Raw genomic sequence first — 26822 nt, forward strand, 5'->3', positions numbered from 1 at the left:
GGGTTCTCCTAGGACTGAAAATCGGTGATGACGGCGACACCCGGCGGGGCCGGCCCGTCGAAGACGGCCAGTTCCGCGGTCGCATCGGACAGCGCGACACGCCGGGTCACAAGGGGGGACAGGTCGAGATCGGTCGCCGCGATCAGCGACAGCAGCGAAGGGTACCGCCAGGCGGGCATGCCGCGGGTCCCGAACAGCGCCAGCTGCCCGCCATAGACGGCATCCATCGGCACCGGCATGGTGACATGGTCGCCCGCGGGCATGCCGATCTGCACCATCCGGCCCAGCTTGCGCAGGCATCGGATGGCGTTGGCGGTGGTCTCGGGCAGTCCCAGCGCCTCCAGCGCGACGTCGGCCCCGCCCCCGGTTATCTCGTGGATGGCCGCCACCGGATCGGCCTCGGCCGCGTTCACGACCTCGGTCGCGCCCAACGCGAGCGCCGTCGCCAGTTTTTCGGGCACAACGTCCACCATGACGACCCGCGCGCCCAAGGCCCGCGCCAGCAACAGCGCCGACAGCCCCACACCGCCCGCGCCAAAGACCGCGACCCATTCGCCTGCCCGCACCGCCGCACGGCCCGTCAACGCATGGTAGGCGGTCGTCACCCGGCAGCCCATCGCGGCGGCGATCGCAGGATCCAGCCCCTCGGGCAGCGGCGTCAGGTTCGTGTCGGCAAAGGGCACCGCAACCATCTCGGCAAAAGATCCGGCCTGGGTGAACCCCGGCAGCACCTGCCGGGCACAGACGGTCTGATGCCCCGCCGCGCAGTCCGGGCAGCTTCCGCAGGCCAGGATGAAGGGCGCGATCACCCGGTCGCCCACGCGCCAGCGTGTCACGCCCGCGCCGACCGAGACCACTTCGCCGCAATACTCATGTCCGGGAATATGGGGCAGCACCACGTCGGGGTCTGCGCCTGTCCAGACGTGCCAGTCGGACCGGCAAATGCCACAGGCCAGCACCCGCAGCAGCACGCCGCCGTCGGGCACCGGGGGCGTCTCCACTTCGACCAGTTCGAGCGGTGCGCGCCATTGCGTCAACCGCGCAGCACGCATCAGGCCATCTCCACCGTGTAGGATTCGATGACCGTGTTGGCCAACAGCTTCTCGCACATGGCAGAGACATCCGCCTCGGTGGTGCCCTCGGCAAGGTCCAGCTCGATCACCTTGCCCTGACGCACGCCGTTCACGCCGTCGAAACCCAGCGCGCCGAGCGCATGGCGCACCGCCTCGCCCTGGGGGTCCAGGACCCCGTTCTTCAACATCACATGCACCCGTGCCTTCATGGCGCGTCCCCTCGCTTCTTTATGCCCAAAATACTCCGGCGCCCGGCCGGTCTCAGTTGATGAGGGTTGGTTTGGAAATCGGCGTCGACGATTTCGGCATCACCCCCAGCCGCCGCGCCACTTCGGTATAGGCGTCGGTCAGCGACCCCAGGTCGCGGCGGAACACGTCCTTGTCCAGCTTCTGGCCGGTCTCGATGTCCCACAGGCGGCAGCTGTCCGGGCTGATCTCGTCCGCGATGATCAACCGCTGGAAATCGCCGTCATAGACACGGCCGATCTCGATCTTGAAGTCCACCAGCTTGATGCCCACGGCCATCATCACGCCGCTGAGGAAATCGTTCACCCGCAGCGCAAGGCTGAGTATATCGTCCATGTCCTGCTGACTGGCCCAGCCGAACGCGGCGATGTGTTCCTCTGTCACCAGCGGATCGCCCAGCTTGTCGTCCTTGTAGCAGTATTCGACGATGGGACGCGGCAGCTGCATGCCTTCCTCGATCCCCAGCCGCTTGGCCATGGTACCGGCGGCAAAATTGCGCACGATCACTTCCAGCGGGACGATCTCGCACTGGCGGACCAGCTGTTCGCGCATGTTCAGCCGTTTGATGAAATGCGTCGGCACCCCGATCTGGTTCAGCCCGGTCATGAAGAATTCGCTCAGGCGGTTGTTCAGCACGCCCTTGCCCTCGATCACGTCCTTCTTCTGCGCATTGAAGGCGGTGGCGTCGTCCTTGAAATACTGAACGAGGGTGCCCGGTTCGGGACCTTCGTAAAGGATCTTTGCCTTGCCTTCGTAGATCTTGTTGCGCCGGGCCATGAGCGTCCTTTCCGCAAAGGGGGCCAGCCGGGAAGAAAGTTGCGTGGCCCGTTCGCGCTCCTCTTAGTCTATGGGTGCGGCCACCGCAAGCACGCCTTGGCCCGGTTTTCCCTTGCGCGGTGGGCAACGCGCACCCACATTCAGACCCAGACATGCTTTGCCAGGGAGACCCAGATGTCCACGATGAAAGACCGCGAGAACGCTTTCGAGAACAAGTACGCCCACGACGCCGAAATGCAGTTCAAGGCCGAGGCGCGGCGCAACAAGCTGCTGGGACTCTGGGCTGCCGACCTCTTGGGCAAGACCGGCGAGGATGCCGCCGCCTACGCCCGCGAAGTGATCAAGTCGGATTTCGAGGAAGCAGGCGACGAGGATGTGTTCCGCAAGGTCTCGGGCGATCTCGACCACCGCGCGGACGAGGCCACGATCCGCGCCAAGATGTCGTCGCTGATGACCGAGGCCAAGGCGCAGATCCTCAGCGAAACGGACTGACCGGCCACTGTTGGTCAGCCCTGCCCGCCAAACCGCCGGGAAAAGGGGATCATTCGACGCGCCTTTCATTCAAATGGAGGGCGCGTTTTCTCTTGGTTCTCCGGTCTTCTTAACGGTTTGCAGGGCACCTGCCGCCTATACGCGTCACCGCGCAGGACGGGGGGCGGATCATGGCAGGACTGGTTTCAGCGGCACGACAACTGGCGCGGGCTGCACGGTACGCAGGACCGCCGGGCTTGGCCCTTGGCTGCCTCTGGCTGGTCTGGCGGCAGCTGGGCGACACGCCCTGGCGCGCCCTGCCCGCCGGGCTGCGCGACATCGGCGCGGCGGAGCTGTCCCTGGCGCTGGTCTGCGTCGCCCTGAGTTTCGCAGCCGTCGGACGCTACGACGCGCTGTTCCACCGCCACTTCGACACTGGCCTTTCGCCCCGCCGTGCGCGGTACAGCGGCACCGTCGCAATCGCGCTGTCGCAAACGCTGGGCTTTGGCGTTCTGACCGGGGCACTGGCGCGCCAGCGGCTGCTGCCGCAGCTCGGCGCCCTGGGGGCGCTGCGACTGTCGGCCTGCGTCGCTGGCAGCTTTCTGCTGGCCTGGGGCTGGATCACCGCACTGGCCTGTCTCGCCCTGCCCGCCCCCGGGTGGACCACCCTGCCCGCGCTGGCGGTGCTGACGGGTCTGCCGGTCATCGCCGGGTTCGCCGCCTTTGGCCCGCGCCTGACGCTGCCGACGCTGATGCGCTGGCTGCCCGGGGTGCCGAGCCTGCCCGCCACGGGGGCGATCCTGCTCTGGGCCGCTTTGGACCTGGCCGCGGCGGGGATGGTGCTGTATCTGATGTTGCCCCAGGACGCTGTGGCGCTGACGGCGTTCCTGCCTGTTTTCCTGCTGGCTTACGGCGCGGGCCTGCTGTCGGGGGCGCCCGGCGGGGTCGGCCCGTTCGAACTGATGCTGCTGGGCCTGCTGCCCGATGTCCCACAGGGCGACCTCGTGGCCGCCGTCATGGGCTATCGCGCGCTCTATTACGCTTTGCCTGCCGTTTTGGGGGCGCTGGCATTGCTCCATCCGCCGGCCTGCCGGGAGGAGCGGCGGGCCGTGCCGACCGACCCGCCGATGCCGGGGGCCGAGCTGGGCCTGCTGCGCCAGAACGGGGGTCAGGTGGCGGCGCTTGCGGGCGGCCCGGCGGCGCTGTGGCCCACACCGCAGGCGCTGGTGGTCCTGCCGGGCGGCGCACCGCTGACCGGTGCCGCACTGAACGACCTGCGCCGCCGCGCGCGGGGCGGCAACCGGATCGCGACACTCTACAAATGCACCGCGTCCGAAGCCGCCCGCGCCCGGGCAGCAGGCTGGCAGGTGATGCGCATCGCGCGCGAGGCTTTGCTGAATCCGCAAACCTTCGACCTCGACAGCCCCGCGCGCCGGGGATTGCGCCGCAAGCTGAGGCAGGCGGCAAAGGCGGGGGTGCAGGTTCAACGGGCCGAGGTGCTGCCCCTATCCGAGATGGCCGCGCTCGATGCCTGCTGGCAGCGGCGAAACGGCCGCGCGCGGGGTGGCACCATGGGCAGGTTCTGCCCCCGCTACGTGGCAGGGCAGCAGGTCTTCCTTGCCTGGCAGGGTGAACAACTGGTTGGTTTTGTCACTTTCCACGCAGGGCCGCATGACATGGCCCTGGACCTCACGCGCCTGTCCGCGCAGGCCCCCCAAGGGACGATGCAGTCGCTGGTCGCCGCGGCACTGGCGCAGGCACGGGCGCAGGGGCTGAGCCGACTGAGCCTCGCCGCGGTGCCGGATTTCCCCGCGCTGAACCACCCGCTGCTGGCACCGCTGCGCGGTCGCGTGCTGGACCGCGCCGGGGCCGCCGGACTGATCCGGTTCAAATCCGCCTTCGCGCCAAGCTGGTCGCCGCGCTATGCCGCTGCCCCCGGCCGCGCCGGACTGGCGCTGGCCCTGGCCGACATCGCCCGCGAGGTGCATCATCCATACGCGCTGCGGCATGGAAACCTGTTTCATGAACAAGATGAAGAATATGAACTTGCCCCCCGACGGGCTGCGTGAAATAGGCAGATCACCACGCGCGGAGTATACCAATGTCCAATGCACTGACCGATCTTCTGGCCGAAAAGGGCTATCTGCTGGCCGACGGGGCCACCGGCACCAACCTGTTCAACATGGGGCTGATGTCCGGCGACGCGCCCGAGATGTGGAACGTGGAACAGCCCGAGAAGATCATCAAGCTCTACCGGGGGGCGGTGGACAGCGGCAGCGACCTGTTCCTGACCAACAGCTTCGGCGCCAATGCCTCGCGGCTGAAACTGCACGGGGCGCAGGATCGTGTGCACGAACTGGCGCGCGTGTCCGCCGAACTGGCACGCGAGGTGGCCGACACCGCCGGGCGCAAGGTGATCGTCGCGGGCTCGGTCGGCCCGACGGGCGACATCATGGAGCCTGTCGGCACGCTCAGCCATGCCGAGGCGGTGGAGATGTTCCACGAGGCTGCGGACGGGCTCAAGACCGGCGGCGTCGACATCGGCTGGCTGGAGACCATCAGCGCGCCCGAGGAATACAAGGCCGCCGCCGAAGGCTTCGCACGCGCGGGCCTGCCCTGGTGCGGCACCATGAGCTTTGACACCGCCGGGCGCACGATGATGGGCCTGACCTCGGAAGGCATGGTGGACATGGTCGAAGGTCTGGACGAACGGCCGCTCGCCTTTGGCGCCAACTGCGGCACGGGCGCGTCCGACCTGCTGCGCACCGTACTGGGGTTCACATCAAAGAACCCCTCCCTGCCTGTCATCTCCAAGGGCAACGCCGGTATTCCCAAGTACCACGACGGCCATATCCACTATGACGGCACGCCCGAACTGATGGGCAAATATGCGGTCATGGCGCGCAACTGCGGGGCCACGATCATCGGCGGCTGCTGCGGCACCATGCCGGAGCATCTGGTGGCGATGCGCGCCGCACTGGACAGCCAACCCAAAGGCGATGCGCCGACGCTGGACGAGATTACTTCAGTCCTCGGGCCGTTTTCCTCCGACAGCGACGGCACCGGCGATGAAGCCCCGGCCAAGCGCGAACGGCGCGGCGGACGGCGGCGCGGCTGAAACCTGCCGGGCCGCAGGAACGGGTTCCGGGCCAGGAAATCCCCTGTCGATCCTGATGTGCACCCGGCCAACGCCGCGCGGCGTTTGGCAGAAGAGGTCAGAACAGCGACAACTGGGCCGTCTCCTTGACCGGCGGGCGGAACAGGTCGCAGCGCATGGGCGGCGCGCGCAGCCCAAGGCCCAGCCGTTTTACAGCCACGTCGAAACGCCGCGCGATGATCTCGGCATAGGGTCCCTCCCCCCGCATCCGGCGATGCCATGTGGCATCGTATTCCTTGCCGCCATGCATCTCGCGCAGGCGGGCCATGATCCGCTCTGACCGATCTGGGTAATGGCGGGCAAGCCAGTCCTGCACCAGCGGCGACACCTCGCGCGGCAGACGCAGCATGATCCAGCTGGCATGGCGCGCACCGGCGTCGCGCCCCGCCTTGAGAATGTCCTCCAGCTCGGGGTCCGTCAGCGCGGGGATCAGGGGCGCGGCCATGATGCGCACCGGCACCCCCGCGCCCGACAACGCCCGCACCACCTGCAACCGCCGCGCCGGGGCCGGCGCGCGCGGCTCCATCAACCGGCTGAGCCTGGCATCCAGGGTGGTGACTGAAATGCCCACCCGCACCAGACCGCGCCGCGCCATATCGGCCAGAATGTCGATGTCGCGTTCGATCAGCGCGCCCTTGGTCACGATGGCAACCGGGTGGCCTGTCTCCGACAGCACCTGCAGGCAGGCGCGCATGATCTCATGCGCGCGCTCGATCGGTTGATAGGGGTCGGTGTTGGTCCCGATGGCGATCGGGGCCACCCGGTAGGATTTCGCGGCCAGCTCGCGCTTCAGCACCTCCGGCGCATCGGGGCGCGCCACCAGCCGGGTTTCGAAGTCCAGCCCCGGTGAGAGCCCGAGATAGGCGTGACTGGGCCGCGCGAAGCAGTAGACGCAACCGTGTTCGCACCCCCGGTAAGGGTTGATCGAGCGGTCGAAGGGCAGATCGGGCGAGCTGTTGTAGGTGATGACCTTGCGCGGCACCTCGATGGCGGTCTGGGTGCGCAGGACCGGCAGGTCGTCATCGGGCGTCCAGCCATCATCGACCTGCACCCTTTCGTGCCGTTCGAACCGACCGGCGTTGTTGCTGCCCGCCGCGCGCCCGACCACCTTGAATCGCCGATCTTCCCTGTCCATGCCCAAAACTAGAACAAAATGAGAACAGCGACAACCGAAATAGATCGCATTGAAAGCGTCAACGCCTTGTCTCCTCGGCTAAAAAAAGCGTAGTCTCATACCGATGGCGTCGCGCTTTACGCGGCCCATGTCGCAATTCGCTCTTCCGAGGGCGCGAAATCGTGACATGTAGGCAAAAGCGCACCGCGCCTGCAAAGACGGCAGAAGGGACCACCATGTCTGACGATGAAGAAATCATCCTCTCCGAACTCGATGACGAAGAGCTTGTGCAACAGATGTTCGACGACCTTTACGACGGTCTCAAGGAAGAGATCGAAGAGGGCGTAAACATCCTGCTGGAACGCAAGTGGGAGCCTTATGAAATTCTGACCAAGGCGCTTGTCGGCGGCATGACCATCGTCGGTGCGGATTTCCGCGACGGGATCCTGTTCGTCCCCGAGGTGCTGCTGGCCGCCAACGCCATGAAGGGCGGCATGGCCATCCTGAAGCCGCTTCTGGCCGAAACCGGTGCCCCCACCATCGGCAAGATGGTCATCGGCACGGTGAAAGGCGACATTCACGACATCGGCAAGAACCTCGTCGGCATGATGATGGAAGGTGCCGGTTTCGAGATCGTGGACCTTGGCATCAACAACCCGGTGGAAAACTATCTCGAAGCGATCGAGAAGGAAAAGGCCGACATCCTGGGGATGTCCGCGCTGCTGACCACGACGATGCCCTACATGAAAGTCGTGATCGACACGATGGTCGAACAGGGCATCCGCGACGACTACATCATCCTCGTGGGCGGCGCGCCGCTGAACGAGGAATTCGGCAAGGCCATCGGCGCAGACGCCTATTGCCGCGATGCCGCCGTGGCCGTGGAAACCGCAAAGGAATGGATGCACCGCAAACACAACAGGGCTGCGTCCGCCTGATCGCCGCCCCGCGCGATAGCATTGAACGGCAAAGCCCTCGAATCAACTTCGGGGGCTTTTTCGCGTCTGCCCGAATTGCAAACCATGGGTAGGCTCCCTGCGCGCAGGGTCTTTTTCCGGGGCCGGACAGGTCATATCTTGATACCTGAAAGAGAGGACCGATGCCCCCTGAACGACTTGCCCTGATCCTTGTTGCCGTGATCGTTGCCGCGGCTGTCACCGTCTGGCTGGCCCATTTCGCGGCCTCGGCGCTGAGCGTGCCACCGGCGGCGACGGCGCTGGTCCCGGTGATCGTCATGGCCCTGGTGCTGGTCCGGCTTCTGCGCGGACGGACCAGCGGGAAATAGGGTCAGGCCCTGCCGCGTGTCAGCCAGACCATTACCGCGACCATGACCACGCCATAAAGGACGTGCCCCACCAGTGCGACCCAAGCGATCCCGGTGAAGTTCAGAAAGAACGGCAGGCCCGCAATGGCAGTGATCCCACCAATCGCAAACACCCACAGCCCAAAACCGTAGACCGCCGCGGGCACGATCCACGGCAGGCCGTGGCCGACAATCCGGGTCCAGACCGGCCTGAAGATAAACAACCATCCCACCGGATAGCCGATCAGCCCGACGAGATAGAAATGCATGAAGTAGCCCGCGAAATCTCCGTTCGGCAGCCCAAGGGTGCCGAACAGGCTTTTGGCCAGCCCGTGCGGTGACAGATTGGCGAACCCCAAGCCAGGGCTGACAATCTGCCCCCAAAGGTCAAAAGCCATCGTCGCGAAGCAGCCCGATATGAACATCAGCCCGAGCGTGGCCGTGTTGACACCCGGTTTGTCTGAGTAAGCCGTCATCTGTGTTTGATCCCTGTCTGAAATGTCGTATCTGACAGATCGAGCTACGCACCTTCCGTGGCACCATGCAATGATGCCGACAGACCTACACGCATTGGTTAGAATTGTGACAGAGCACGCGCCGCCCCAGCCCGACCTCGACCAGCTGACCGAAACAGGCCTGCGGGCCAAGGGCGCGGGGTCGATCCTGCTGATCGCCTGCGGCGCATTGGCACGAGAGATTCTGGACCTGAAAGCTGCCAACGGCTGGACGCATCTGGACCTGACCTGCCTGCCCGCGAAATATCACCTCTACCCCGAAAAGATCACCGCAGCGGTGCAGGATGCCGTGAAGAAGCACCGCGCCGATTACGACGACATCTTTGTCGTCTACGCGGATTGCGGCACCGGCGGGCAATTGCAGCAGGCCTGCGACGCGCTGGGGGTCAAGATGGTCGCGGGCCCGCATTGCTACAGCTTCTTCGAAGGCAATGACGCCTTTGCCGCGAAGGCGGAGGAGGAATTTACCGCCTTCTACCTCACCGATTTCCTAGTGCGGCAGTTCGACGCCTTCATCGTGAAACCGATGGGGCTGGACAGGCATCCCGAGCTGCGGGACATGTATTTCGGCAATTACGACAAACTGGTCTATCAGGCGCAGACCGATGACCCGGAGTTGACGGAAAAGGCCCGCGCCTGCGCCGAGACGCTGGGGCTGGCGTTCGAGCGGCGCTACACCGGGTATGGCGATCTGAAAACCGCGCTGGCCGATCTTTCGCGGCCATGACCGCGGCGGTCTGAAAAGCACGGACCGCCAGAGCGTTCCCTTCGCGTCGAAGCCGCAGAGGCCCGCTTACCGGCAAAGTCGCCCCGCCCACCGAATGCGCCAGCCTGACGGCGTGAACCGCACCGCGCTCAAGTGGTCTGGGCAGCGGTCTCTCTGATCCGCTCGATCATCGCGCGCAACCCGTTTGAACGCTGCGCGGACAGGTGATCGTTCAGCCCCAGACGGCCCATTTCCGCCCGCGCATCGACCGCGACGACCTCGTCCGGGGTCAGACCATTGTAGAGCACCCGCAGCACCGCGATCAGACCCGAGACGATCATCGCATCGCTGGCCCCGTCGAAATGCAACCTGCCGTCGTCGAACTGGGCGTGCAGCCAGACCTGGCTGGCGCATCCGTCCACCTTGGTCGCGGGCACGCGCAGCGCCTCTTCCAGCGGGTCCATCGCCTTGCCCAGGTCGATCACGTGGCGATAGCGGTCTTCCCAGTCGTCCAGAAACTCGAAATCCTCGACAAGTTCTTCGAAAGCGGCGGTGGCCATGGAGGGGTCCCCTGTATTGCGGTTTCGCCAGAGGTAAGCAGCGCCCCGGCAAAGGTCCACCCCCTTCCCAAGGAGTGTCGAATAGGCTAGTCAAAGATCAAGAAAACACCCGAGGCAGCACAATGCGCAAGACCCTGACCCTATTCGCGGCTCTCACCCTTACCCTGTCGGCCTGCGGGGCGATCCGGGACAGCCGGGTCAATCCGTTCAACTGGTTCGGTCAGTCCCGGTCGGTGGCCACCACAGCGCCGGAGCAGACCAATCCGCTGATCCCGCGCCGCAACGGGTTCTTTTCGCGCGCGGGTGCGGCGGACGCCGTGTACCTGGGCCGCCCGTTCGAGCAGGTCACAAACCTGACGGTCGAACGGGTTCCGGGCGGTGCCATCATACGCGCGACCGGCCTTGCGGCGCGACAAGGCATCTATGCCGTGCAGCTTACCCCCGCCAACGAGGACGAAGAACCGGTGAACGGCGTGCTGACCTACCGTCTGGAAGGGGTGCGGCCAAAGGCGAACACGCCTGTCGGCACCGTGCCCACGCGCGAGGTCACAGCGGGCCGCAAGCTGACCGATCAGCAGTTGCGTGACGTCAACGTGATCCGGGTGGAGGGCGCGCTGAACGCCCAGGAGACACGCCGCCGCTGACAAGGCATCAGCGAAGGCGACATTTCAAATCGTTACAGGACGTTCTTTATCCTGCCGCCACAGTCAGGCTGCGGCGGTGACGATGATTTCCACGGTGAAGTCCGCACGGGCGAGTTTCGCTTCGCCGCAGGCCCGCGCGGGCGCGTGACCTTCGGGCACCCAGGCATCCCAGACGCCGTTCATCTCTTCGAAATCCGACATGTCCGCCAGCCAGATCACGGCCTGAAGGATCCGCGACTTGTCCGACCCGGCCTCGGCCAACAGCTTGTCGATGCTGTCCAGGCAATCCTGCGTCTGCTGGGCGACGCTCGCCCCCGGCGTGCCCACCTGACCCGCCAGGTAGATGGTGCCGTTATGGGTAACGATCTGGCTCATCCGGGTGTTGGTGTGCTTGCGGGTGATTTCAGACATTCTTTTCTCCTTCAAGGGTTTGCATGTCAAACTTCGACCACTTTGACGTCGTTGCCACGGGCGGTGAGCGCGATTTCACCGTCACACAGGCGCAGCGCGTCGTTGCCGAAAACCTCGCGCCGCCAGCCGCTGAGGGCGGGCACATCGCGCAGCCCCGCCGCGATCCCGTCGAGGTCCGAGGCCGGTGCGATCAGCTTGGCGGCGACACCCGCCTTTTCCGTCTTGGCCTTGAGAAGCACGCGCAACAGGTCGGCCAACGCCGGGTTCACCTGCAGCTTGTCGCGGCTGCGGTCGGGCTGCGGCATGTCGGCGGGCTTGCAGGCGACGCCCGCGCGCACCGCCGCCAGGATGCCGTCCGCGATGTCGCCGCGCCGCGCCTCGCGCAACAGCAGCCTGGCACGACCCAGCTCCTCCGGAGTGGAGGGTTTGAGGCTGGACAATTCGATCAGCGCATCGTCCTTGTAGACCCGGTTGCGCGGCACGTTGCGGCTTTGGGCGTAGTCTTCGCGGAAGGCGGCCAGTTCCCGCACGATGGCCAGGAACTTGGGCGAGGACGTCCGGGTCTTGACCCGCTTCCAGGCGTCGCGGGGCCGGGTGATGTAGGTCTCGGGGTTGGTCAGTGTCTCCAGCTCTTCGCTGACCCAGCGTTCGCGGCCGCTTTCCTCCAGCTTGTCGCGCAGGAATTCGTAGATCTGGCGCAGGTGGGTCACATCGGCCAGCGCGTATTTCTTCTGATCGTCGCTCAGCGGTCGGCGGGACCAGTCGGTAAAGCGCGAAGTCTTGTCCACGCCGGTATGGCAGATCTTGCGCACCAGGGTCTCGTATCCCACCTGTTCGCCGAACCCGCAGACCATTGCGGCGACCTGGGTGTCGAACAGCGGTTCGGGAAACACCTGCGCATCGACATAGAAGATTTCCAGGTCCTGCCGGGCCGCGTGAAACACCTTGACCACCGATGTATCGCGAAACAGCTCGTAAAGCGGGTCGAGCGAGATGCCGTCGGCCAGCGGATCGACCAGCACGGCGTTGCTGTCATCCTTGCCCGGCATCGCCAGCTGCACGAGACACAGCTTGGAGTAATAGGTACGTTCGCGCAGGAATTCCGTATCGACGGTGACATAGGGGTGTGCAGCGGCCTCGGTGCAGAAGGCGGCCAGATCGGCGGTACTGGTGATCGTTTTCATGAAGTCACTTCTGAGATGCTGGTCCGCTTACAGCTACAGCATGTCCGCCCTCTTTGCCAGTCACCCCGTCAGGTCGATCCGGCGACGGTCCCCGGCGGCAAAGCGGCGCAGCACGGCGGGGTACAGCCGGTGTTCCTGCTCCAGCACACGGGCGGCCAGGGTTTCGGGTGTATCGTCCGGCGCCACGGCGATGCGCGCCTGTCCCAGAATCGGACCATCGTCCAGCGCCGCTGTCACTTCGTGGACGGTGCAGCCATGTTCGGCATCCCCCGCCTCCAGCGCGCGGGCGTGGGTATGCAGGCCCTTGTACTTGGGCAAAAGCGACGGATGGATGTTGATCATCCGCCCGGCCCAGGCATCGGTGAACCCTGCCGTCAGCTTGCGCATGAATCCCGCCAGGCAGATGATCTCCGGTGCATGGGGGGCTAGGGCAGCGGTCACAGCCGCCTCGAACCCCGCGCGATCGGCTCCGAAGGGACGGTGATCGACCACCTCGGTCGCGATCCCCTGCCCCGCCGCCCAGGCGATGCAGCCCGCGTCGGCGTTGTTCGACAGCACCACGGCGGGCCGCGCGGGGTGGTCCCCCGTCATGTCCGCCACCAGCGCGCGCATGTTCGACCCGCCGCCGGACGCAAAGATCGCCACCCGTCTGATCAAAGCAGGCTGCCCGTGTAGGCGACCCCACTGCGGTCCACGATGCGGCCGATTTCAATCGCCTCATGTCCATCGGTGGCAAAGGCGGCCTTGGCCGCATCGACCCGATCCGGGGACACCACGGCGATCATGCCGATGCCCGAGTTGAAGGTCTTGAGCAGTTCCGCCTCTGCCATGCCGCCCTGGCTGGCGAGCCATTCAAAGACCGCGGGAAGGTCCCAGGCGCCCAGGTCGATCTCGGCCCCCAGCCCTTCAGGCAGGACGCGCGGCAGGTTCTCGGTCAACCCGCCGCCGGTGATATGCGCAAGCGCCTGTACGCAATCCGCGCGCAGAGCCGCGACCGCCCCTTTGACGTAAAGCCGCGTCGGTGTCAGCAGCGCCTCGCCCAGCGTGCCCTCGGCCCAGGGGCAGGTATCGGCCCAGCCCAGCCCGCTCAGCTCCACGATCCGGCGCACCAGCGAATAGCCGTTGGAATGAACCCCGTCGCTGGGCAGGCCCAGCAGCACATCCCCCTCGGTAACAGCGCGGGGCAGTTCGGTGCCGCGCTCCATCGCGCCGACGGCGAAGCCTGCCAGATCGAAGTCGCCCGCATGGTACATGCCCGGCATCTCTGCCGTTTCACCGCCGATCAATGCGCAGCCGGAAGCGGCACAGCCCGCCGCGATTCCTTCGATGATGCGGGTGGCCTGGTCCAGCTCCAGCTTTCCGGTGGCGAAATAATCCAGAAAGAACAGCGGCTCGGCCCCCTGACACACCAGATCGTTGACGCACATGGCGACCAGGTCGATGCCGATGCTGTCCACATTGCCGGTGTCGATGGCGATGCGCAGCTTGGTGCCCACGCCGTCGGTGGCCGCGACCAGCACCGGATCGGTGAAGCCCGCCCCTTTCAGATCGAACAGCGCGCCGAAACCGCCCAGCCCCGACATCACCCCGGGCCGCGCGGTGCGCTTCGCCGCCGGTTTGATCCGTTCGACCAACGTATTGCCCGCGTCGATATCGACGCCCGCATCCGCGTAGGTGATCCCGTTTTTAGGTAATGACATGCCATGGCCCCCGGCGCAGTGATCCCGTTCGCGCCGGGGTTAGTGCATCGCCGCGTCCTGCGCAACGGTAAGCCTTGACGAAACCGCTTCACGCGCCTACCCAGCCACCGTGGCGGGCCTGTAGCTCAATTGGTTAGAGCAGAGCGCTCATAACGCTTTGGTTGCGGGTTCAAGTCCTGCCGGGCCTACCATTCATCCGCCAGATACACCAATGACGCATACTCACGTACGACGTCTGATGCGACCGGTCCAGTCCCGTGTGTCTGACATGCCCCCGAGAGTCCCAGACAACGCTTGACCCTCACCTTAAATATCAATACTTCCAGATATATGGATAAAATACACGCTCTCGACGCTCTCGCGGCTCTCAGCCAGCCTACCCGGCTCGATGTGTTCCGCCTGCTCACCAAGGCCGGAGAAGCAGGCATGACCGCAGGTGATATAGGCGACACTCTCGGGGTTCGTCAGAATACGATGTCGGCCAACCTGAGCATCCTGTCCCGGGCCAATCTGGTCCGGAGCACGCGCGAGGGCCGCAGCATCCGGTATTTCGCCGATATGGGCGGGATGCGCGATCTTTTGTCCTTTCTCATGGAAGACTGTTGCGGCGGACGCCCCGAGCTTTGCCAGCCCGTCATCAATGAACTCGCTTGCGCCTGCTGAGGCGCGGCATTCCCAAAAGGATACTTGACCGACATGACTGATACATCTCTTCCCGCCGCGGCGGGTCTGGGAACCTTTGAACGCTGGTTGTCCGTCTGGGTGGCTCTTGCCATCGGCGGCGGGCTGCTGCTGGGCAATCTCTTTCCGGGTCTCTTTTCCTTTCTGGCGTCGTTGGAGATCGCCTCGGTCAACCTGCCCGTGGCCCTACTGATCTGGGCGATGGTCTATCCAATGATGGTCAGCGTGGATTTCGGCGCCTTGCGCCAGGTCGGAGACAAACCAAAGGGTCTGGTCGTGACCCTGGTGGTGAACTGGCTGATCAAACCCTTCACGATGGCGGCCCTCGGCGTGCTGTTCTTCGAAGGTGTCTTTGCGGGCCTGATACCACCCGACGATGCGCAGGCGTATCTGGCGGGCGTTATCCTGTTGGGGGCGGCCCCCTGCACCGCGATGGTCTTTGTCTGGTCGAACCTCACGCGGGGCGATGCAACCTACACGCTGGTGCAGGTCAGCGTAAACGATGTGATCATGGTCTTCGCCTATGCGCCTATCGTTGCCGTCCTGCTCGGGGTAACGGACATCGTCGTGCCGTGGGATACGCTGCTGCTGTCAGTGGGCCTCTACGTCATGCTGCCTCTGCTGGCCGGGTATCTGACGCGCAGGACCCTGGTTGCGAATGGCGGCGAAGCAGCGGTTGACGGGTTCAAATCCCGGGTACAACCATTCTCGATCCTCGGGTTGCTGGTGACGGTGGTGCTGCTGTTCGGATTTCAGGCAGAGGTCATTCTTGAGCGCCCGCTCGTCATCGCGCTGATCGCCGTGCCGCTGCTGATCCAGTCCTACGGGATCTTCTTTGTGGCCTACCTTGCCGCGCGGGCATGGCGCATTCCGTTCAACGTCGCCGCGCCCTGCGCGATGATCGGCACCTCCAACTTCTTTGAACTGGCTGTCGCTGTCGCCATCAGCCTGTTCGGGCTTGGGTCGGGCGCCGCCCTGGCGACGGTCGTCGGCGTTCTTGTCGAAGTGCCGGTCATGCTTTCCCTCGTTGCCTTCGCCAACCGGACGCGGCACTGGTTTCCCGATGTCGGCGATGCATCGTGAGCATCGTGATCCACCTTGGGCCCCGGACCCATTAATTCCGCACACTCAGTTTGACAGATTTTTCCGCTGACCACGGCCCGGCAGGGCATTGCGCAGCTGAAATGTCCAGACGGGAAAGCCGGAAGTCGATTTGGGTCGACACGGTCGGCTGTGCAGGCGTGCGGCTGTCTGGCATGATACCGAAACCGCCCCGGGCGCCGCTACCTGCGCGCGGCGCTCACATGCCAGTTCACGGTCATCTCGGCCACGCTGTCACCGCCCTCGTCGCGGATGTCCACCGTGACGTCAAAGGCTGCCTTGCCCTGCGACCTGATCCGCTCCAGCAGCGTGCCGCCCGGTTCCGAGGTTTCAGCATGGGCGGTCAGGGTACCCAGGGCGACCTTGAGATAGCCGATCTGTGCCGAGGCCGCGACGGGACGCAGATCGAAGATCATCGGCGCCAGCGCCCCGGCCACCGCGGCGCCCGAGGCGGCTTCGCCCAGGGTGAACATCGCACCCGCATGCATCGACTTGATGTGATTCGAAACCTCCTGCCGTTGCACCAGCCTGGCGCTGGCGGTGCCATCGGCGATCGTCAGCAGTTCGACGCCGGTGTGAGTTGCAAACGGCACTGCACTGTCGAGATGTGTCTTGATCATATCAAAGGGTGTCATGTCGGGCTCCGTTCCGTTTGCCAAAGCCTGACCCGCCGGGGTGTCCGGATCAACGGTGGCGTGGCGTCACCCTGCTAACGTGCGATCACGATATCGGCCCGCAGACCGCCCAGCCGCGTCGATTCGCCCAGCCGCAGCACGCCGCCGTGGGCACGGGCGATATCGGTGGCGATGGCCAGACCCAACCCGACGCCGCCACCCTTGTCCTGGTTGCGCGCGGGATCGAGCCGGGTGAAGGGCTTCACAGCCTCCGTCCGCCGCGCCTCGGGAATGCCGGGGCCGTCGTCCTCGATCCTGATCCGCAGGGATTTTTCGCTGAGCATGACCGAAACCTCGGCCCGCGCGCCATAGCGGACCGCGTTGGAGATCAGGTTGTCCGCCGCCCGCCTGAACGCCAGAGGCCGCAGCTTGACCGTTCCGGTCCCATCGCCTTCGCGCGGCAGCAGGGTCACGTTCCGTCCGGCCCGGCGCGCATCCTCCACCACATCGGCCATCAGGGCATGGGGATCGACCGCCTCCGGCTCACCTTCGGCGGCGCCCTTGGCAAAGTTCAGGAACTCGTCCAGCATCCGCTGCATGTCTTCCACGTCCTGCAAGAGCGGCGCGGCCTCTTCGTCCTCCAGCATCGACAGACTGAGCCGCATGCGGGTCAGGGGCGTGCGCAGGTCGTGACTGACCCCGGACAGCATCAGGGTGCGCTGTTCCATCTGCCGCTCGATCCGCGCACGCATATCGACAAAAGCGTTGCCCGCCGCCCGAACCTCCACCGCGCCGGAGGGGCTGTAGGGTTCATGCCGCCCCCGGCCAAACGCCTCGGCCGCGCGTGCCAGCCGTTTGATCGGGCGCAGCTGGTTGCGCAGGTAGATCGACGCGATCAGGCTGAGGACCACACCGAAAAAAACGGTATAGACGAACAGCTGATGCGGATTCGACGCCGAGATGCGCCGCCGGTCGAACCGCAGCATCAGCGGCCCCCTGTCCGTATCGACGTACAGATCCACGATGTTGTCGTCCGCCAGATCCACCGCGCGAAAGCCGGGCAGCCGCAGCGCCAGCCGACGCGCCAGAACCCGGCCCGAATAATCGTACCAGCGGTAAATGTTGGCCGCCGGAACCGCGGCCTCCGGCACAGCGGTTGCGCTGATCTCCAAAAGACCCAGCTGGTCGCCGACCGCATCGCCGACATTCGCACCGGGCGGCGACTGCGACACCACCTGCAACACCAGCGCCAGCTCCCGCGCGACGGTGTCCGACATCTGGTTCGTCACCCCTTCGAAATGCCGCTGGGCAAAGATGACCACGACCACGAGTTGCAGGATCACCACCGGCAACAGGAGGATCAGCGCCGCGCGACCGTAGATGCCCCGGGGCACATAGCGTTTGAGCCAGGCAAAAAACATGTCTAGACCTTAGGTCGTATTGATATTCATTGTCGACCACCCGCGCGAGACGGATTTTGCCGTCGGCGCCCTGATGTGAGCGCAGCAATGTGATCATTGGAAACGAACATCCGGGATGGCAGGTGCAAAATCCGCCGCGCCCCGCAGGGGTTTCGCCAAAATTGCCCATTTCTGCGTTAAGAGAGCTTGAAATAGCTGGCTATTCCTGCGCTCTCTTGCCTGGAACTGAGCAATTTTGGACTGAAACAGGTGGGCGACAATGAATGTCAACACGACCTAGACAGCGCCCGACCCGCATGAAAGCCGAAATGAAAGGTCCCGCAATGCTGCCACCCGACGACTTCAATCCCCCGGTTGGTCAGGCCGTCGCGCTGGAGCCGGGACTGCGCCGCATCGTGGCGCCGAATCCTTCGCCCATGACCTATCGCGGCACCAACACCTATCTGCTGGGCACCACCGGCGTGGCGGTGATCGATCCCGGCCCGCCGGACGATGCGCACCTTCAGGCGATTCTCGACGCGCTGGAACCCGGCCAGCGGATCAGCCACATCATCGTCACGCACAGTCACCTCGATCATTCCCCCCTCGCCCGGCCCCTGGCCGACCGCACCGCCGCGCCGGTGCTGGCCTTCGGCGGCCCCCTCGCAGGCCGCTCGGCGATCATGGCGCAGCTTGCGCAAAGCGGCCCCATGGGCGGCGGCGAAGGGATCGACCATGACTTCGCCCCCGACGTGACCCTGGCCGACGGAGAGAGCATCCGGGGCGACGACTGGACGCTGGACGTCCTGCATACCCCGGGCCATCTGGGCAATCATATCAGCCTGGGGTGGGGAGACGCCTGCTTTACCGCCGATCATGTGATGGGCTGGGCCTCTTCGCTGGTCTCGCCGCCGGACGGGGACCTGACAGATTTCATGGCCTCCTGCGCCCGGCTTGCGGCCCGAAGCTGGCGGGTGTTCTACCCCGGCCACGGCGCCCCAGTGACAGAGCCCGCCGCCCGGCTGGACTGGCTGACCGGCCACCGCGGGGCGCGCGAAGCCGCGATCCTGGAGGCGCTGCAGGAAGCCCCCGCAGATGCCGCCACCCTCGCCGCCCGCATCTACGCCGACACCCCCGCCGCCCTGCTGCCCGCAGCCACCCGCAACGTGCTGGCGCATCTCGTTGATCTGACCCAGAAATCGCGGGTAACGCCCCAGGGCGATCTGCACGCCGACGCCACCTTCCGCCTGCGCTGAGCCCCCCCGCGAAAAAGTCGCATTTTTGCGGCTTTCCCCTCTGGACGCGGAAAATCCGCACTGCTATATGCCCGGGACCGTTCCGGCGTAGCTCAGCGGTAGAGCAGTTGACTGTTAATCAATTGGTCGTAGGTTCGATCCCTACCGCCGGAGCCAATTCCCTTAAGAAGATCATAGACTTACGAGACATCTCGGTGAGGTGGCTCAGGGGGTGTTTGGTGTTGGTAAGCGTATAGTAGGAAGTTGGCGGTCCCGTGCTTACTGACGGTCACGGGTGATTTGCCCCGTTTCGCTAACCTAGGGCCATGTTCACCCGATCCAGATTGGGCGCAAAGTCGTGGATCGTCGCCAAGGTCTCGGGGCCAAACTCCCCTTGCCGGTAATCGTCGGCCACCCGGACCGGCTTGAACACCTCGGCATGTGTCAGCCCAGCGTCCAGCAAATCGGCAAGTCGGCAAGTCGGGCTTTCGCGATCCGATCCGGCACCGCGCCAGGTGTCTGGCCAATCTTGTCGGTGGCTGCCTGCTCACCGTGGACCCGGCGCTCAGCCGTCCTACGCGGTCAGGCGTTCCAAATGACATGGCCAAGCTCGGCGATGTCGTAGCCGCCATAGGCACGCGCCCGGCGGGCGAATGCGGCGCCCGCGCAGAAGGTCATGAGCTTTTGCATGGGGGCGTCGAACCAGGCCTTTCGCTCCACCAGCAGGGCGAACTCCTCTTCGATCACCGGAAGGAACGCCAGCCCGTAGGCCCGGGCGACCGCTTCGATGCCGAAGGTCGCGTCCGCATCGCGGCGGCGGACCGCCTCGGCCGCTTCGTCCTCGGTCCTTGCGACATCGGACAGCTGCAGGCTGGACAGATCCAGCCCCGCATTGCCAGCAAGGTGCCGGAACAGGATTTCGGTGCCGGATTCCGGCTGACGCGGCGCAAACCTGTACTTGGCGAGGTCCGGCAGACTGGCCGGCGCAGGGCCGTCGGGGCGGTGGATCAGTCCCCGCTGGCGCCGGGCAAAAGTGACCAGAACGGCGTTCTGACCGGCGGCAGCCCGGGCCACGTCGGGGACGTTCCACCGGCCCGTTGCGGGATCGTGAAGGTGCAGCCCCGCCGCGACCCCCTCGCCCTTCGTGAACCGCTGCAGCCCGTCGAGAGAGCCGTCGTAATAGCTGGCCAGCCCGCAGCGCGATTGCCGGATGGCCCAGTCGAGCAAGGGATCGTGGCTGCCCAACAGGATCGGGGCGCGCTGTGGCGCCGCGGCCCCCTGCGCCACACCGCCCGATTTCGCCCGCTCGATCCAGGCCCTGATCTCCTCCGCCGGGAACAGCAGCTTGCCCGTCGCCCTGGAACACGGCACGCTGCCTGACGCCGCGAGATCGTAAATCTTGCGCTCTTTCAGCCGCAGCAGTTCTGCGAGTTCCCGGACCGTCAGATACGCGTGGTCCGGCATGGCAGGTTCCGTCATGGCATCCCGGTCCTCTTGTCGGGGCGGAAGGCGGGCTTGCGCCCTCGCAACCTTATCAAGGCTTCGGCGCATTTGGAAAGAACAGCTGCTGATCCGCAACCCGGTAGGCCGCGATGGCCGCCTGCCCCTCGTCCGAGATCAGCCAGTCCGCAAACGTCCGGGCCGCCTGCGCATTCACGTTCGGACATTTGGCCGGGCTCACCGGGATCACGCCATACTGGTTGAACAGGTCCGTGTCGCCTTCGACCGCAACCGCGTAATCCTGTTTGTTGTCGAAACTGATCCAGGTGGCGCGGTCGGTCATCACATAGGCGCCCATGCCGATGCCCGCGTTCAGCGTGGCCCCCATGCCGGAGCCGGTTTCGCGGTACCAGTCACCGCTGGCCGCGGTCGGATCCACGCCGGCGTCATCCCACAGCGTCATCTCTTTCTTGTGGGTGCCGCTGTCATCCCCGCGCGAGGCGAACAGCGCACCCTGTCCGGCGATCTGCGCCAAGGCGCCCTGCACATCGTCCATACCGCCCACACCGGCCGGGTCCGCGGTGGGGCCGACGATCACAAAGTCGTTGTACATCAGATCGGTGCGGTCGCTGCCAAAGCCCGCTGCGACGAATTTCTCCTCCGCCGGTTTGGCGTGGACCAGCAGCACGTCGCCATCGCAATTCTCGGCGTTCCTGATCGCCTGACCGGTGCCCACCGCGACCACGTTCATCCGGATGCCGGTTTCGTCCTGGAAGAGGGGCAGCAGGTGGTCGTAAAGGCCCGAATTCGCGGTCGAGGTCGTGGACTGCACGATGATCGCGTCCTGCGCCCAGGCGGCGGTTCCGGTCAGAGCGACGAGCGCGGCGGTGATGAGGGGTCTTGCAAGCATTTCTATCCCTTTGCTTCTTGCAGGTTCAGACGATGAGTTCGCCATTCAGATAATCCCGGGCCACGGCGCTGCGCGGCTGGGGAAAGAACTCGGACGCGGGGGCATGTTCGGCCACCCGCCCCCGATGCAGGAACACGACATCGTCGGCCATGCGCCGCGCCTGCCCCAGGTCGTGGGTGACAAAGACGATGCGCGTGCCGGTGTCGCGCGCCTGCGCCACGATCCGTTCGATCGCAAGGACCGAGGCCGGGTCGAGACTGGCGGTAGGCTCGTCGAGAAACATGATCTCGGGGTCGGTCGCCAGCGCGCGGGCCAGCGCCAGCCGCTGCGCCTCGCCCCCCGACAGCAGGCGCGCGGGCTGTCGGGCCTTGTGCGTCAGGCCGACATGGTCGAGCAGCGCGCGGCGCCGGTCGCGGTCCTTTCCCCGCGCCCGCAGCACGAAGTCGATGTTCGCGGCAACCGACCGGCGCAGCAGTACGGGCTTTTGAAACACCAGCGCCTGCCGCGACATCACCGCGCCCGGTTCCAGCCCTCCCCATGTGATCCGGCCCGACGTGGGCGGGATCAACCCATGCAGCAGTTTCAGCAACAGGCTCTTGCCCGCGCCGTTCGGTCCCATGACCATCGTGCAACCCGACCCCGCCAGATCAAGCGACAGACCGTCCAGCACCGGGGTCCCACGCAGGCGCAGAACAAGGTCGCGCACCATCAGCGGCAGCATGGTGCCCTTGGCGTCAGGCATGGCGGCGGCGTCAGACATAGGCCTGCCGTGTCGCGGTCATCCGCACCGATTGCGCCGCCGCGTTTACGCCAAGGGCGATCACCAGCAGGATGATCCCCAGCGCCAGCGCCAGTGCCAGATCTCCCTTGGACGTCTCCAGCGCGATGGCCGTGGTCATCACCCGCGTCAGGTGGTCGATGTTACCGCCGACGATGATCACGGCCCCCACTTCGGCAACCGCACGACCGAACCCGGCAAGGCCCACGGTCAAGAGCGAATAGCGCGCGTCCCATAGCAGCGCGCGCATGGTCTGCACCCGCGTCAGGCAAAGCGAGCGGAACTGTTCGGCGTATTCGCTATGCAGATCCTCCAACACCTGCCGCGACAGGGCGGCGACAATGGGCGCGATCAGGATCGTCTGTGCCACGATCATGGCCGCGGGGGTGTATAGCAGCCCGAGAAACCCCAGCGGCCCCGAGCGGGAAAGGTAAAGATACACCAGCAGCCCCACCACAACCGGCGGCAGCCCCATCAGCGCATTCATGACGATCAGAACGACGCCGCGCCCCCGGAACCGGGAAATGGCCACCAGAGCGCCCAGCGGCAGCCCGACAAGGCAGGCGATGGCGGTGGCCGACAGGCTGACCCGCAGCGACAGCAGCACGATCTCCAGCAGGTCGGCATCCACCGACCACACCAGCCCCAGCGCAAGGCCAAGAGCGTCCCAAATGCTGTGCATAATTTCCCCAGACCTGCATTTTCTCCGGACTTGGCGCAGCTACGCCCGGGCGGAAACATAGATCAAGACCGAATTTTCGGGAGATTTCGCTATTTCCGGCCAAGATGTCGTATCTGGACCGTGGCCTGACAGTATTGCAAAATTTACGGTCGTGGCAGGCTACAGCGCGCTGCTGCCCCGCAAATCGGCCGTTTTGCGATGCCCTGACCCGCGGCCCTGCGCACCGCTCGGACAGCGGCGCGCCGAAGGCCGGTACCGGATTAATCACTCTACCGTCTGCTTTACGACCGACAGCAGTTCGCTGTTCCCGATCGGCTTTTCAATACGGGGCGCCGCCACCCTGGGATCATCGGCTGCGAAACTGCCGCCGTGGCCGCTGACCACGACAAATGGCACCGATTTCGCGTTCAGGGCTTCCGCGACGGGTGCCGAACTCTCGTCGCCCAGTTCCGCGTCGAGCAGGACAATGTCCGGCGTGCCCCGGCGCAGCGCCTCAAGGGCGGCTTCGACGGTGCCGAACTGGCCGAAAACGTGATGCCCTTCGGACGCGAGAAGATCGGCCAGATCAAGCGAGATGAGCGCATTATCCTCCACCACCATCACCGAAAGCACCGCCTTCTGCGGCTTCGGGCGCTGCGTCTCAGGCTCCGCAGGCGGTCCCGAAGGACGAACCTGCCGGTCCACCGGCAGGCTGAACCGATAGGAGATGCCATTCTCGTCCAATGTGCAGGTGACTTCGCCCCCGAACTGGCCTTTGACCAAGTTCGCCAACAGGACAGACCCGAAGCCCCCCCTGGTATTGCCGAGGTCCGGAACAGCCTTGGCCGGCGCGCCGCTCTCCACCCAGTCGAGCGTCATGTTCTGGTCCGCGTCGACCGACCATGATACCGAAAGCCTGCCGTCGCGTTGCGCGATGCTGCCATACTTCAAGGCATTGGTCATCAGCTCGTGCAGGATCATCGCAAACGGCTGCGCCTGCTGCGGGGAGAGCAGGAGGCGCGGGCCGTCCAGGGTGACACGTTCGGATATCTCGGAACCCAATGGCGCCAACTCGTCCTCAAGCAGGTCGCGGAATGCAAGGTTCGTCCATCTTTTCCGGCCCAGCAGGGAATGCACCCGCGACAGCGCGGTAAATCTGTCGATCAGCTTGGCCTTCACATCCGCCACATCGGTGCCCTTGGTCATGCGCGTGATGGACTGAATCACCGCCAGCATGTTGCGCGCCCGGTGGTCGATCTCGGCGGCCATGACCCTCTCACGCTCCCGGTGACGTTCGCGGTTGATCCAGACCATTGCGGTCTCAAGCACCCTTTCCACCAGCGCAACGCTCACGGGGGGCACCTGCCCTCCTCGGCTGACCTGTAGATAAAGAACAGACACCGCCTGCCCGCTTTCCATCCAGGGTATGGCGAGGAAGCCGCCGATGCCCGCGTCCTCCAGCTGGCGACGGTCGCTGTCGGTCAGCCCCGGATCTGTCGCAACCAGCTGCAAGGCTTCGCCCGACATGAGCCGGTCGATCTGTTGCGGGGTGAAAAGAGTCTCACCGGTCGGGGCCGAACCATCGCCGCACCATTCACGGGTCACGGAGACGACCGGTTTGCCGTCGGATATCGTCCGCTCCAACATGCCGGTCCGCGATGCCTTCAACAGCTTGCCCAGACGCTCCAGCACCAGCTCCAGCGCCTCGTCGGTATTGCCCACAGGCGCGCAGGCCCTGGTTCAGCGCCACGAGACCTTCGGCGTTCCGGGTCTCGATCACCCTTTCGGTGGTTTCGTTCCCTGAATTGAATATCCCCACGATGCGCCCGTCCTCGGCCCGCAGGGGCGTGAAGCTGTAGTTCCAGTAGGTCTCCTCCTCAAAGCCGTAGCGCGACATGGGCAGCAACTGGTCCTCAAGGAACATTCCCTTTCCGCTGCCGATGATCTGCGCAAACTGCGGCTGAATGATGTGCCAGATGTCCGCCCAAACGTCCTGGGCCCGCGCGCCAAGCGCATCGGGATGGCGCGGCCCCGGAATGGGCGCCCAGGCGTCATTGTAGAGCAATCGCAGCTCGGGTCCCCAGTAGATCGCCGTCGGAAAGGCCGAGTTCAACGCGATCGACAACGCCGAACGCAGCGTCTGCGGCCATGTCTCGGGCGGCCCGAAAGAGTGATCGCGCCAATCATAGCTTCGTATACGTTGGGCCATCTCGCCGTTACCGGCAAGAAAGTCCATCGGATCGTAAACACTTTGTTTTCTAAGCACAGACGCGCTTCTCCCCCCCGCGGGCAACGCTTCGGCGGCCATGATCTGTCCCCGGTCAACCGATACTAGAACGCAAGTGCGCCACATCAAGGACAATGATACAAATTATTTACCTTACCGGCCCGCGCTCCCCGCTCCGCCCGCAAAGACACCTGCTCCAGCAAATATCGCAGGCGCCCGATCCTTTCTTGAGCGGCAAGGATGCCGTGGGGTGCGAATAGCTCGAACTCCAGGCATCTTTGGTGAAGCCGAGCAACCTTTACAGCCTTGTAGCAGTTCGGAAACGAAATAAGGCTCCCCGTGTTCGGCTGCGAAACAGAAATATCCGCCGGTTCCCGGCACCAAGCCGCGAGCAGTCTTCGCCAGCACCACCAATGTTCTTCCAGCCCAGGTGTTTGACCCCACGCCAGAGCATGGGCAGCCAACTCAGCTCCGTAAACAAAGGCAGGAGCGGCCCCTATTCAAAGAGGCCGCTTTCGATCTTGGCAGGTCAATTTCAGAGTATGAAATCATCCGAACTCATGGAAGTCACATCCAAGAGCATTATCGTCAGGTCAGCTACGCCATCGCCATCAATATCGCCTTCGACGAAACCGTCACCGCCATCCGTGAAAAAGCGCAGTTGTCCTTCTGCACTGAATTCAGAAGTTCCGATGTAGGTGAATTTTTGGTTGCCAGTGGCCGACACCCTCGCATCGATAGACGCCAGTTCAAGTATGTCACCCGCTTCGAAGTCAAGAATGACATCCTGCTGAGAGAGCGTGCTTTCCGAGACCGAGTTGAATTCGAACACATCCGCCCCAGCGCCGCCTTCAAGAGTGTCGGCCCCGGTGCCGCCACGCAGCAGATCATTTCCGCCATCGCCTATGAGGCTGTCATCGCCGCTGCCCCCGACCATGGTGTCTTCGCCCTCATCCCCGCGCAGCAGATCGTTTCCTCCGCCCCCTTTCAGCGTATCTGCTCCTTCTCCGCCGCGCAGGAGGTCGTTTCCGCTGCCGCCGCGCAGGACGTCGTTGCCCTCATCACCGTGGAGTTGGTCGTTGCCCTGATCACCCGTCAGAACATCGTCACCGTCCTTACCGCGGATCGAATCGTTGCCTTCGTCGCCGCGCAGCACATCATCGCCCGCACCACCGTTCAGGGTATCGTCGCCAATCCGACCACGAAGCAGATCATCGCCACTGCCGCCGCGGATCAGATCGTTGCCGTCGTCTCCATACAGCTCGTCGTTGTTGCTGCCACCGTCAATGAGATCGTCGCCTTCATCGCCGCGTATCACATCCTCGCCGCTACCTCCGACCAGCGTATCGTCACCCGTTCTGCCGCGCAGCAGATCGTCACCGTCATCTCCATTCAAGAGATCCTGGTTGGCACCGCCAGATATGAAGTCGTCGCCATTTCCACCTGCCAGGGTGTCATCTCCGCCTTTCCCATTCATGACGTTGTCGAAATCGTCACCGGAAAAATCGTCAGGCAGTTCGGTGCCGATGTATGGGTTCGGGAAAACCTCGCCGGCCACCGGCGACAGGTCGACGCCAAGCACGACGGCACCCAAGAGGTTCGGCAAGCTGTCTGGGTAATGGAAGTAGATTTCACCGCCCGCCGTGAAGGCAATGAGATCGACTGAACTACCGAGCGGGACAAGCAGCCCACCCACAATGATACCCGGAGTAGCTGTTCCGGCACCGATGTACGATATGGGCTCTCCCCCAAATGTACTTGTGCCATCATCACTTTCCTGAAGCGTTCCGTCATTGTCAGACAAATCAGCGAACTGGCTCCCTGAAAAATCTCCCAGAATGATGTTCGGAGCGGTTTGCAATAGATCCGTCCCAAGCAACGTACCGTTGTATTGGAACACCCGGATTTCCTTAG

General features: G+C 64.7%; 29 protein-coding genes and 2 tRNA genes. 12 read left to right on the top strand and 19 right to left on the bottom strand.

All coding sequences use genetic code 11. The features are described from left to right. Window positions 1-8: 8 nt before the first annotated feature. The 3 genes from FIU94_RS14910 to purC are packed head-to-tail and all read right to left on the bottom strand — an operon-like array spanning window position 9 to window position 2096. On the bottom strand, window positions 9-1052 hold the full coding sequence (locus FIU94_RS14910; RefSeq protein ID WP_152466529.1) for an alcohol dehydrogenase catalytic domain-containing protein: 1044 nt from the start codon (window positions 1050-1052) through the stop codon (window positions 9-11). Then, the gene (gene purS / locus FIU94_RS14915) at window positions 1052-1282 is read right to left on the bottom strand and encodes a phosphoribosylformylglycinamidine synthase subunit PurS (protein ID WP_152466530.1); all 231 of its coding nucleotides are present in this window, start codon (window positions 1280-1282) and stop codon (window positions 1052-1054) included. Before purS ends, FIU94_RS14910 begins: the two co-directional genes overlap by 1 nt. Window positions 1283-1334: 52 nt before the next feature. Beyond that, complete coding sequence (purC, locus tag FIU94_RS14920; protein WP_152466531.1) at window positions 1335-2096, bottom strand: phosphoribosylaminoimidazolesuccinocarboxamide synthase; 762 nt, start codon at window positions 2094-2096, stop codon at window positions 1335-1337. A gap of 174 nt (window positions 2097-2270) precedes the next feature. On the opposite strand from purC, the gene FIU94_RS14925 reads away from it, so the two are divergent. The 3 genes from FIU94_RS14925 to bmt all read left to right on the top strand — a co-directional run bounded on the left by FIU94_RS14925 (window position 2271) and on the right by bmt (window position 5685). Then, window positions 2271-2588 (top strand): DUF1476 domain-containing protein, encoded by a 318-nt coding sequence (locus tag FIU94_RS14925; protein WP_152466532.1) that lies wholly within the window; start codon window positions 2271-2273, stop codon window positions 2586-2588. A 170-nt stretch (window positions 2589-2758) separates the two neighbouring features. Then, window positions 2759-4636, top strand: coding sequence for a phosphatidylglycerol lysyltransferase domain-containing protein (locus tag FIU94_RS14930; RefSeq protein ID WP_152466533.1), 1878 nt, complete (start codon window positions 2759-2761; stop codon window positions 4634-4636). A 32-nt stretch (window positions 4637-4668) separates the two neighbouring features. Then, window positions 4669-5685: a betaine--homocysteine S-methyltransferase gene (gene bmt, locus FIU94_RS14935; RefSeq protein ID WP_152466534.1), complete on the top strand. Its 1017-nt coding sequence runs from the start codon at window positions 4669-4671 to the stop codon at window positions 5683-5685. Window positions 5686-5782: 97 nt separating this feature from the next. On the opposite strand, the gene FIU94_RS14940 is transcribed toward bmt, so the two are convergent. Next, on the bottom strand, window positions 5783-6859 hold the full coding sequence (locus tag FIU94_RS14940) for a PA0069 family radical SAM protein (RefSeq protein ID WP_152466535.1): 1077 nt from the start codon (window positions 6857-6859) through the stop codon (window positions 5783-5785). A gap of 215 nt (window positions 6860-7074) precedes the next feature. Here FIU94_RS14940 and FIU94_RS14945 point away from each other — a divergent pair, with 215 nt between their 5' ends. Further along, complete coding sequence (locus FIU94_RS14945) at window positions 7075-7776, top strand: B12-binding domain-containing protein (RefSeq protein ID WP_152466536.1); 702 nt, start codon at window positions 7075-7077, stop codon at window positions 7774-7776. Window positions 7777-7937: 161 nt separating this feature from the next. After that, on the top strand, window positions 7938-8123 hold the full coding sequence (locus FIU94_RS14950) for a hypothetical protein (RefSeq protein WP_152466537.1): 186 nt from the start codon (window positions 7938-7940) through the stop codon (window positions 8121-8123). Between the two features lie 2 nt (window positions 8124-8125). Here FIU94_RS14950 and FIU94_RS14955 read toward each other — a convergent pair whose 3' ends face one another. Then, the gene (locus FIU94_RS14955) at window positions 8126-8617 is read right to left on the bottom strand and encodes a hypothetical protein (RefSeq protein WP_152466538.1); all 492 of its coding nucleotides are present in this window, start codon (window positions 8615-8617) and stop codon (window positions 8126-8128) included. A gap of 145 nt (window positions 8618-8762) precedes the next feature. On the opposite strand from FIU94_RS14955, the gene FIU94_RS14960 reads away from it, so the two are divergent. After that, window positions 8763-9383, top strand: coding sequence for a DUF1638 domain-containing protein (locus FIU94_RS14960; RefSeq protein WP_254702664.1), 621 nt, complete (start codon window positions 8763-8765; stop codon window positions 9381-9383). A gap of 128 nt (window positions 9384-9511) precedes the next feature. On the opposite strand, the gene FIU94_RS14965 is transcribed toward FIU94_RS14960, so the two are convergent. Then, complete coding sequence (locus tag FIU94_RS14965) at window positions 9512-9922, bottom strand: SufE family protein (RefSeq protein WP_152466539.1); 411 nt, start codon at window positions 9920-9922, stop codon at window positions 9512-9514. Window positions 9923-10044: 122 nt separating this feature from the next. Here FIU94_RS14965 and FIU94_RS14970 point away from each other — a divergent pair, with 122 nt between their 5' ends. Continuing rightward, on the top strand, window positions 10045-10566 hold the full coding sequence (locus FIU94_RS14970; protein ID WP_152466540.1) for a hypothetical protein: 522 nt from the start codon (window positions 10045-10047) through the stop codon (window positions 10564-10566). Window positions 10567-10629: 63 nt separating this feature from the next. Here FIU94_RS14970 and FIU94_RS14975 read toward each other — a convergent pair whose 3' ends face one another. The 4 genes from FIU94_RS14975 to purM are packed head-to-tail and all read right to left on the bottom strand — an operon-like array spanning window position 10630 to window position 13861. Beyond that, on the bottom strand, window positions 10630-10977 hold the full coding sequence (locus FIU94_RS14975; RefSeq protein WP_152466541.1) for a RidA family protein: 348 nt from the start codon (window positions 10975-10977) through the stop codon (window positions 10630-10632). Between the two features lie 26 nt (window positions 10978-11003). Beyond that, a complete protein-coding gene (gene rnd / locus FIU94_RS14980) occupies window positions 11004-12161 on the bottom strand; it encodes a ribonuclease D (protein WP_152466542.1) in 1158 nt (385 codons plus the stop codon). Window positions 12162-12221: 60 nt separating this feature from the next. After that, a complete protein-coding gene (purN, locus tag FIU94_RS14985; RefSeq protein ID WP_152466543.1) occupies window positions 12222-12818 on the bottom strand; it encodes a phosphoribosylglycinamide formyltransferase in 597 nt (198 codons plus the stop codon). Continuing rightward, window positions 12815-13861 (bottom strand): phosphoribosylformylglycinamidine cyclo-ligase, encoded by a 1047-nt coding sequence (gene purM / locus FIU94_RS14990; RefSeq protein WP_152466544.1) that lies wholly within the window; start codon window positions 13859-13861, stop codon window positions 12815-12817. Before purM ends, purN begins: the two co-directional genes overlap by 4 nt. 114 nt (window positions 13862-13975) lie before the next feature. On the opposite strand from purM, the gene FIU94_RS14995 reads away from it, so the two are divergent. From FIU94_RS14995 to arsB, 3 genes are all read left to right on the top strand, one after another. Beyond that, a tRNA-Ile gene (locus FIU94_RS14995) sits at window positions 13976-14052 on the top strand. 139 nt (window positions 14053-14191) lie between these two features. Then, complete coding sequence (locus FIU94_RS15000; RefSeq protein ID WP_152467083.1) at window positions 14192-14524, top strand: helix-turn-helix transcriptional regulator; 333 nt, start codon at window positions 14192-14194, stop codon at window positions 14522-14524. Between the two features lie 33 nt (window positions 14525-14557). Continuing rightward, the gene (arsB, locus tag FIU94_RS15005) at window positions 14558-15625 is read left to right on the top strand and encodes an ACR3 family arsenite efflux transporter (RefSeq protein ID WP_152466545.1); all 1068 of its coding nucleotides are present in this window, start codon (window positions 14558-14560) and stop codon (window positions 15623-15625) included. A 200-nt stretch (window positions 15626-15825) separates the two neighbouring features. On the opposite strand, the gene FIU94_RS15010 is transcribed toward arsB, so the two are convergent. Both FIU94_RS15010 and FIU94_RS15015 read right to left on the bottom strand, forming a co-directional pair. Next, window positions 15826-16278 (bottom strand): DUF4442 domain-containing protein, encoded by a 453-nt coding sequence (locus FIU94_RS15010; RefSeq protein WP_152466546.1) that lies wholly within the window; start codon window positions 16276-16278, stop codon window positions 15826-15828. A gap of 74 nt (window positions 16279-16352) precedes the next feature. Next, window positions 16353-17678 (bottom strand): ATP-binding protein, encoded by a 1326-nt coding sequence (locus tag FIU94_RS15015; RefSeq protein WP_152466547.1) that lies wholly within the window; start codon window positions 17676-17678, stop codon window positions 16353-16355. 323 nt (window positions 17679-18001) lie between these two features. Here FIU94_RS15015 and FIU94_RS15020 point away from each other — a divergent pair, with 323 nt between their 5' ends. Both FIU94_RS15020 and FIU94_RS15025 read left to right on the top strand, forming a co-directional pair. Beyond that, window positions 18002-18913, top strand: coding sequence for an MBL fold metallo-hydrolase (locus tag FIU94_RS15020; protein ID WP_152467084.1), 912 nt, complete (start codon window positions 18002-18004; stop codon window positions 18911-18913). Window positions 18914-18994: 81 nt separating this feature from the next. Beyond that, window positions 18995-19069, top strand: a tRNA-Asn gene (locus tag FIU94_RS15025). 405 nt (window positions 19070-19474) lie between these two features. On the opposite strand, the gene FIU94_RS15030 is transcribed toward FIU94_RS15025, so the two are convergent. The 7 genes from FIU94_RS15030 to FIU94_RS15060 all read right to left on the bottom strand — a co-directional run bounded on the left by FIU94_RS15030 (window position 19475) and on the right by FIU94_RS15060 (window position 26808). Beyond that, window positions 19475-20371: a helix-turn-helix transcriptional regulator gene (locus FIU94_RS15030; RefSeq protein WP_152466548.1), complete on the bottom strand. Its 897-nt coding sequence runs from the start codon at window positions 20369-20371 to the stop codon at window positions 19475-19477. A gap of 55 nt (window positions 20372-20426) precedes the next feature. Further along, entirely contained in the window at window positions 20427-21242 is an 816-nt protein-coding gene (locus FIU94_RS15035; protein ID WP_152466549.1) for a substrate-binding domain-containing protein, read from the bottom strand. 25 nt (window positions 21243-21267) lie between these two features. Then, entirely contained in the window at window positions 21268-22002 is a 735-nt protein-coding gene (locus tag FIU94_RS15040) for an ATP-binding cassette domain-containing protein (protein WP_172975918.1), read from the bottom strand. Next, window positions 21995-22702, bottom strand: coding sequence for an ABC transporter permease (locus FIU94_RS15045; protein WP_152466550.1), 708 nt, complete (start codon window positions 22700-22702; stop codon window positions 21995-21997). Before FIU94_RS15045 ends, FIU94_RS15040 begins: the two co-directional genes overlap by 8 nt. Before the next feature lie 264 nt (window positions 22703-22966). Continuing rightward, window positions 22967-24328 (bottom strand): HWE histidine kinase domain-containing protein, encoded by a 1362-nt coding sequence (locus FIU94_RS21060; RefSeq protein ID WP_368407147.1) that lies wholly within the window; start codon window positions 24326-24328, stop codon window positions 22967-22969. Beyond that, a complete protein-coding gene (locus tag FIU94_RS21065; RefSeq protein WP_254702553.1) occupies window positions 24276-24989 on the bottom strand; it encodes a PAS domain-containing protein in 714 nt (237 codons plus the stop codon). The genes FIU94_RS21060 and FIU94_RS21065 overlap by 53 nt, the downstream gene beginning before the upstream one ends. A 454-nt stretch (window positions 24990-25443) precedes the next feature. Further along, window positions 25444-26808 (bottom strand): calcium-binding protein, encoded by a 1365-nt coding sequence (locus tag FIU94_RS15060; protein ID WP_172975919.1) that lies wholly within the window; start codon window positions 26806-26808, stop codon window positions 25444-25446. Window positions 26809-26822: the final 14 nt, after the last annotated feature.

It is taken from the genome of Sulfitobacter sp. THAF37 (assembly GCF_009363555.1).
In the GTDB taxonomy this organism is placed as follows: domain Bacteria; phylum Pseudomonadota; class Alphaproteobacteria; order Rhodobacterales; family Rhodobacteraceae; genus Sulfitobacter.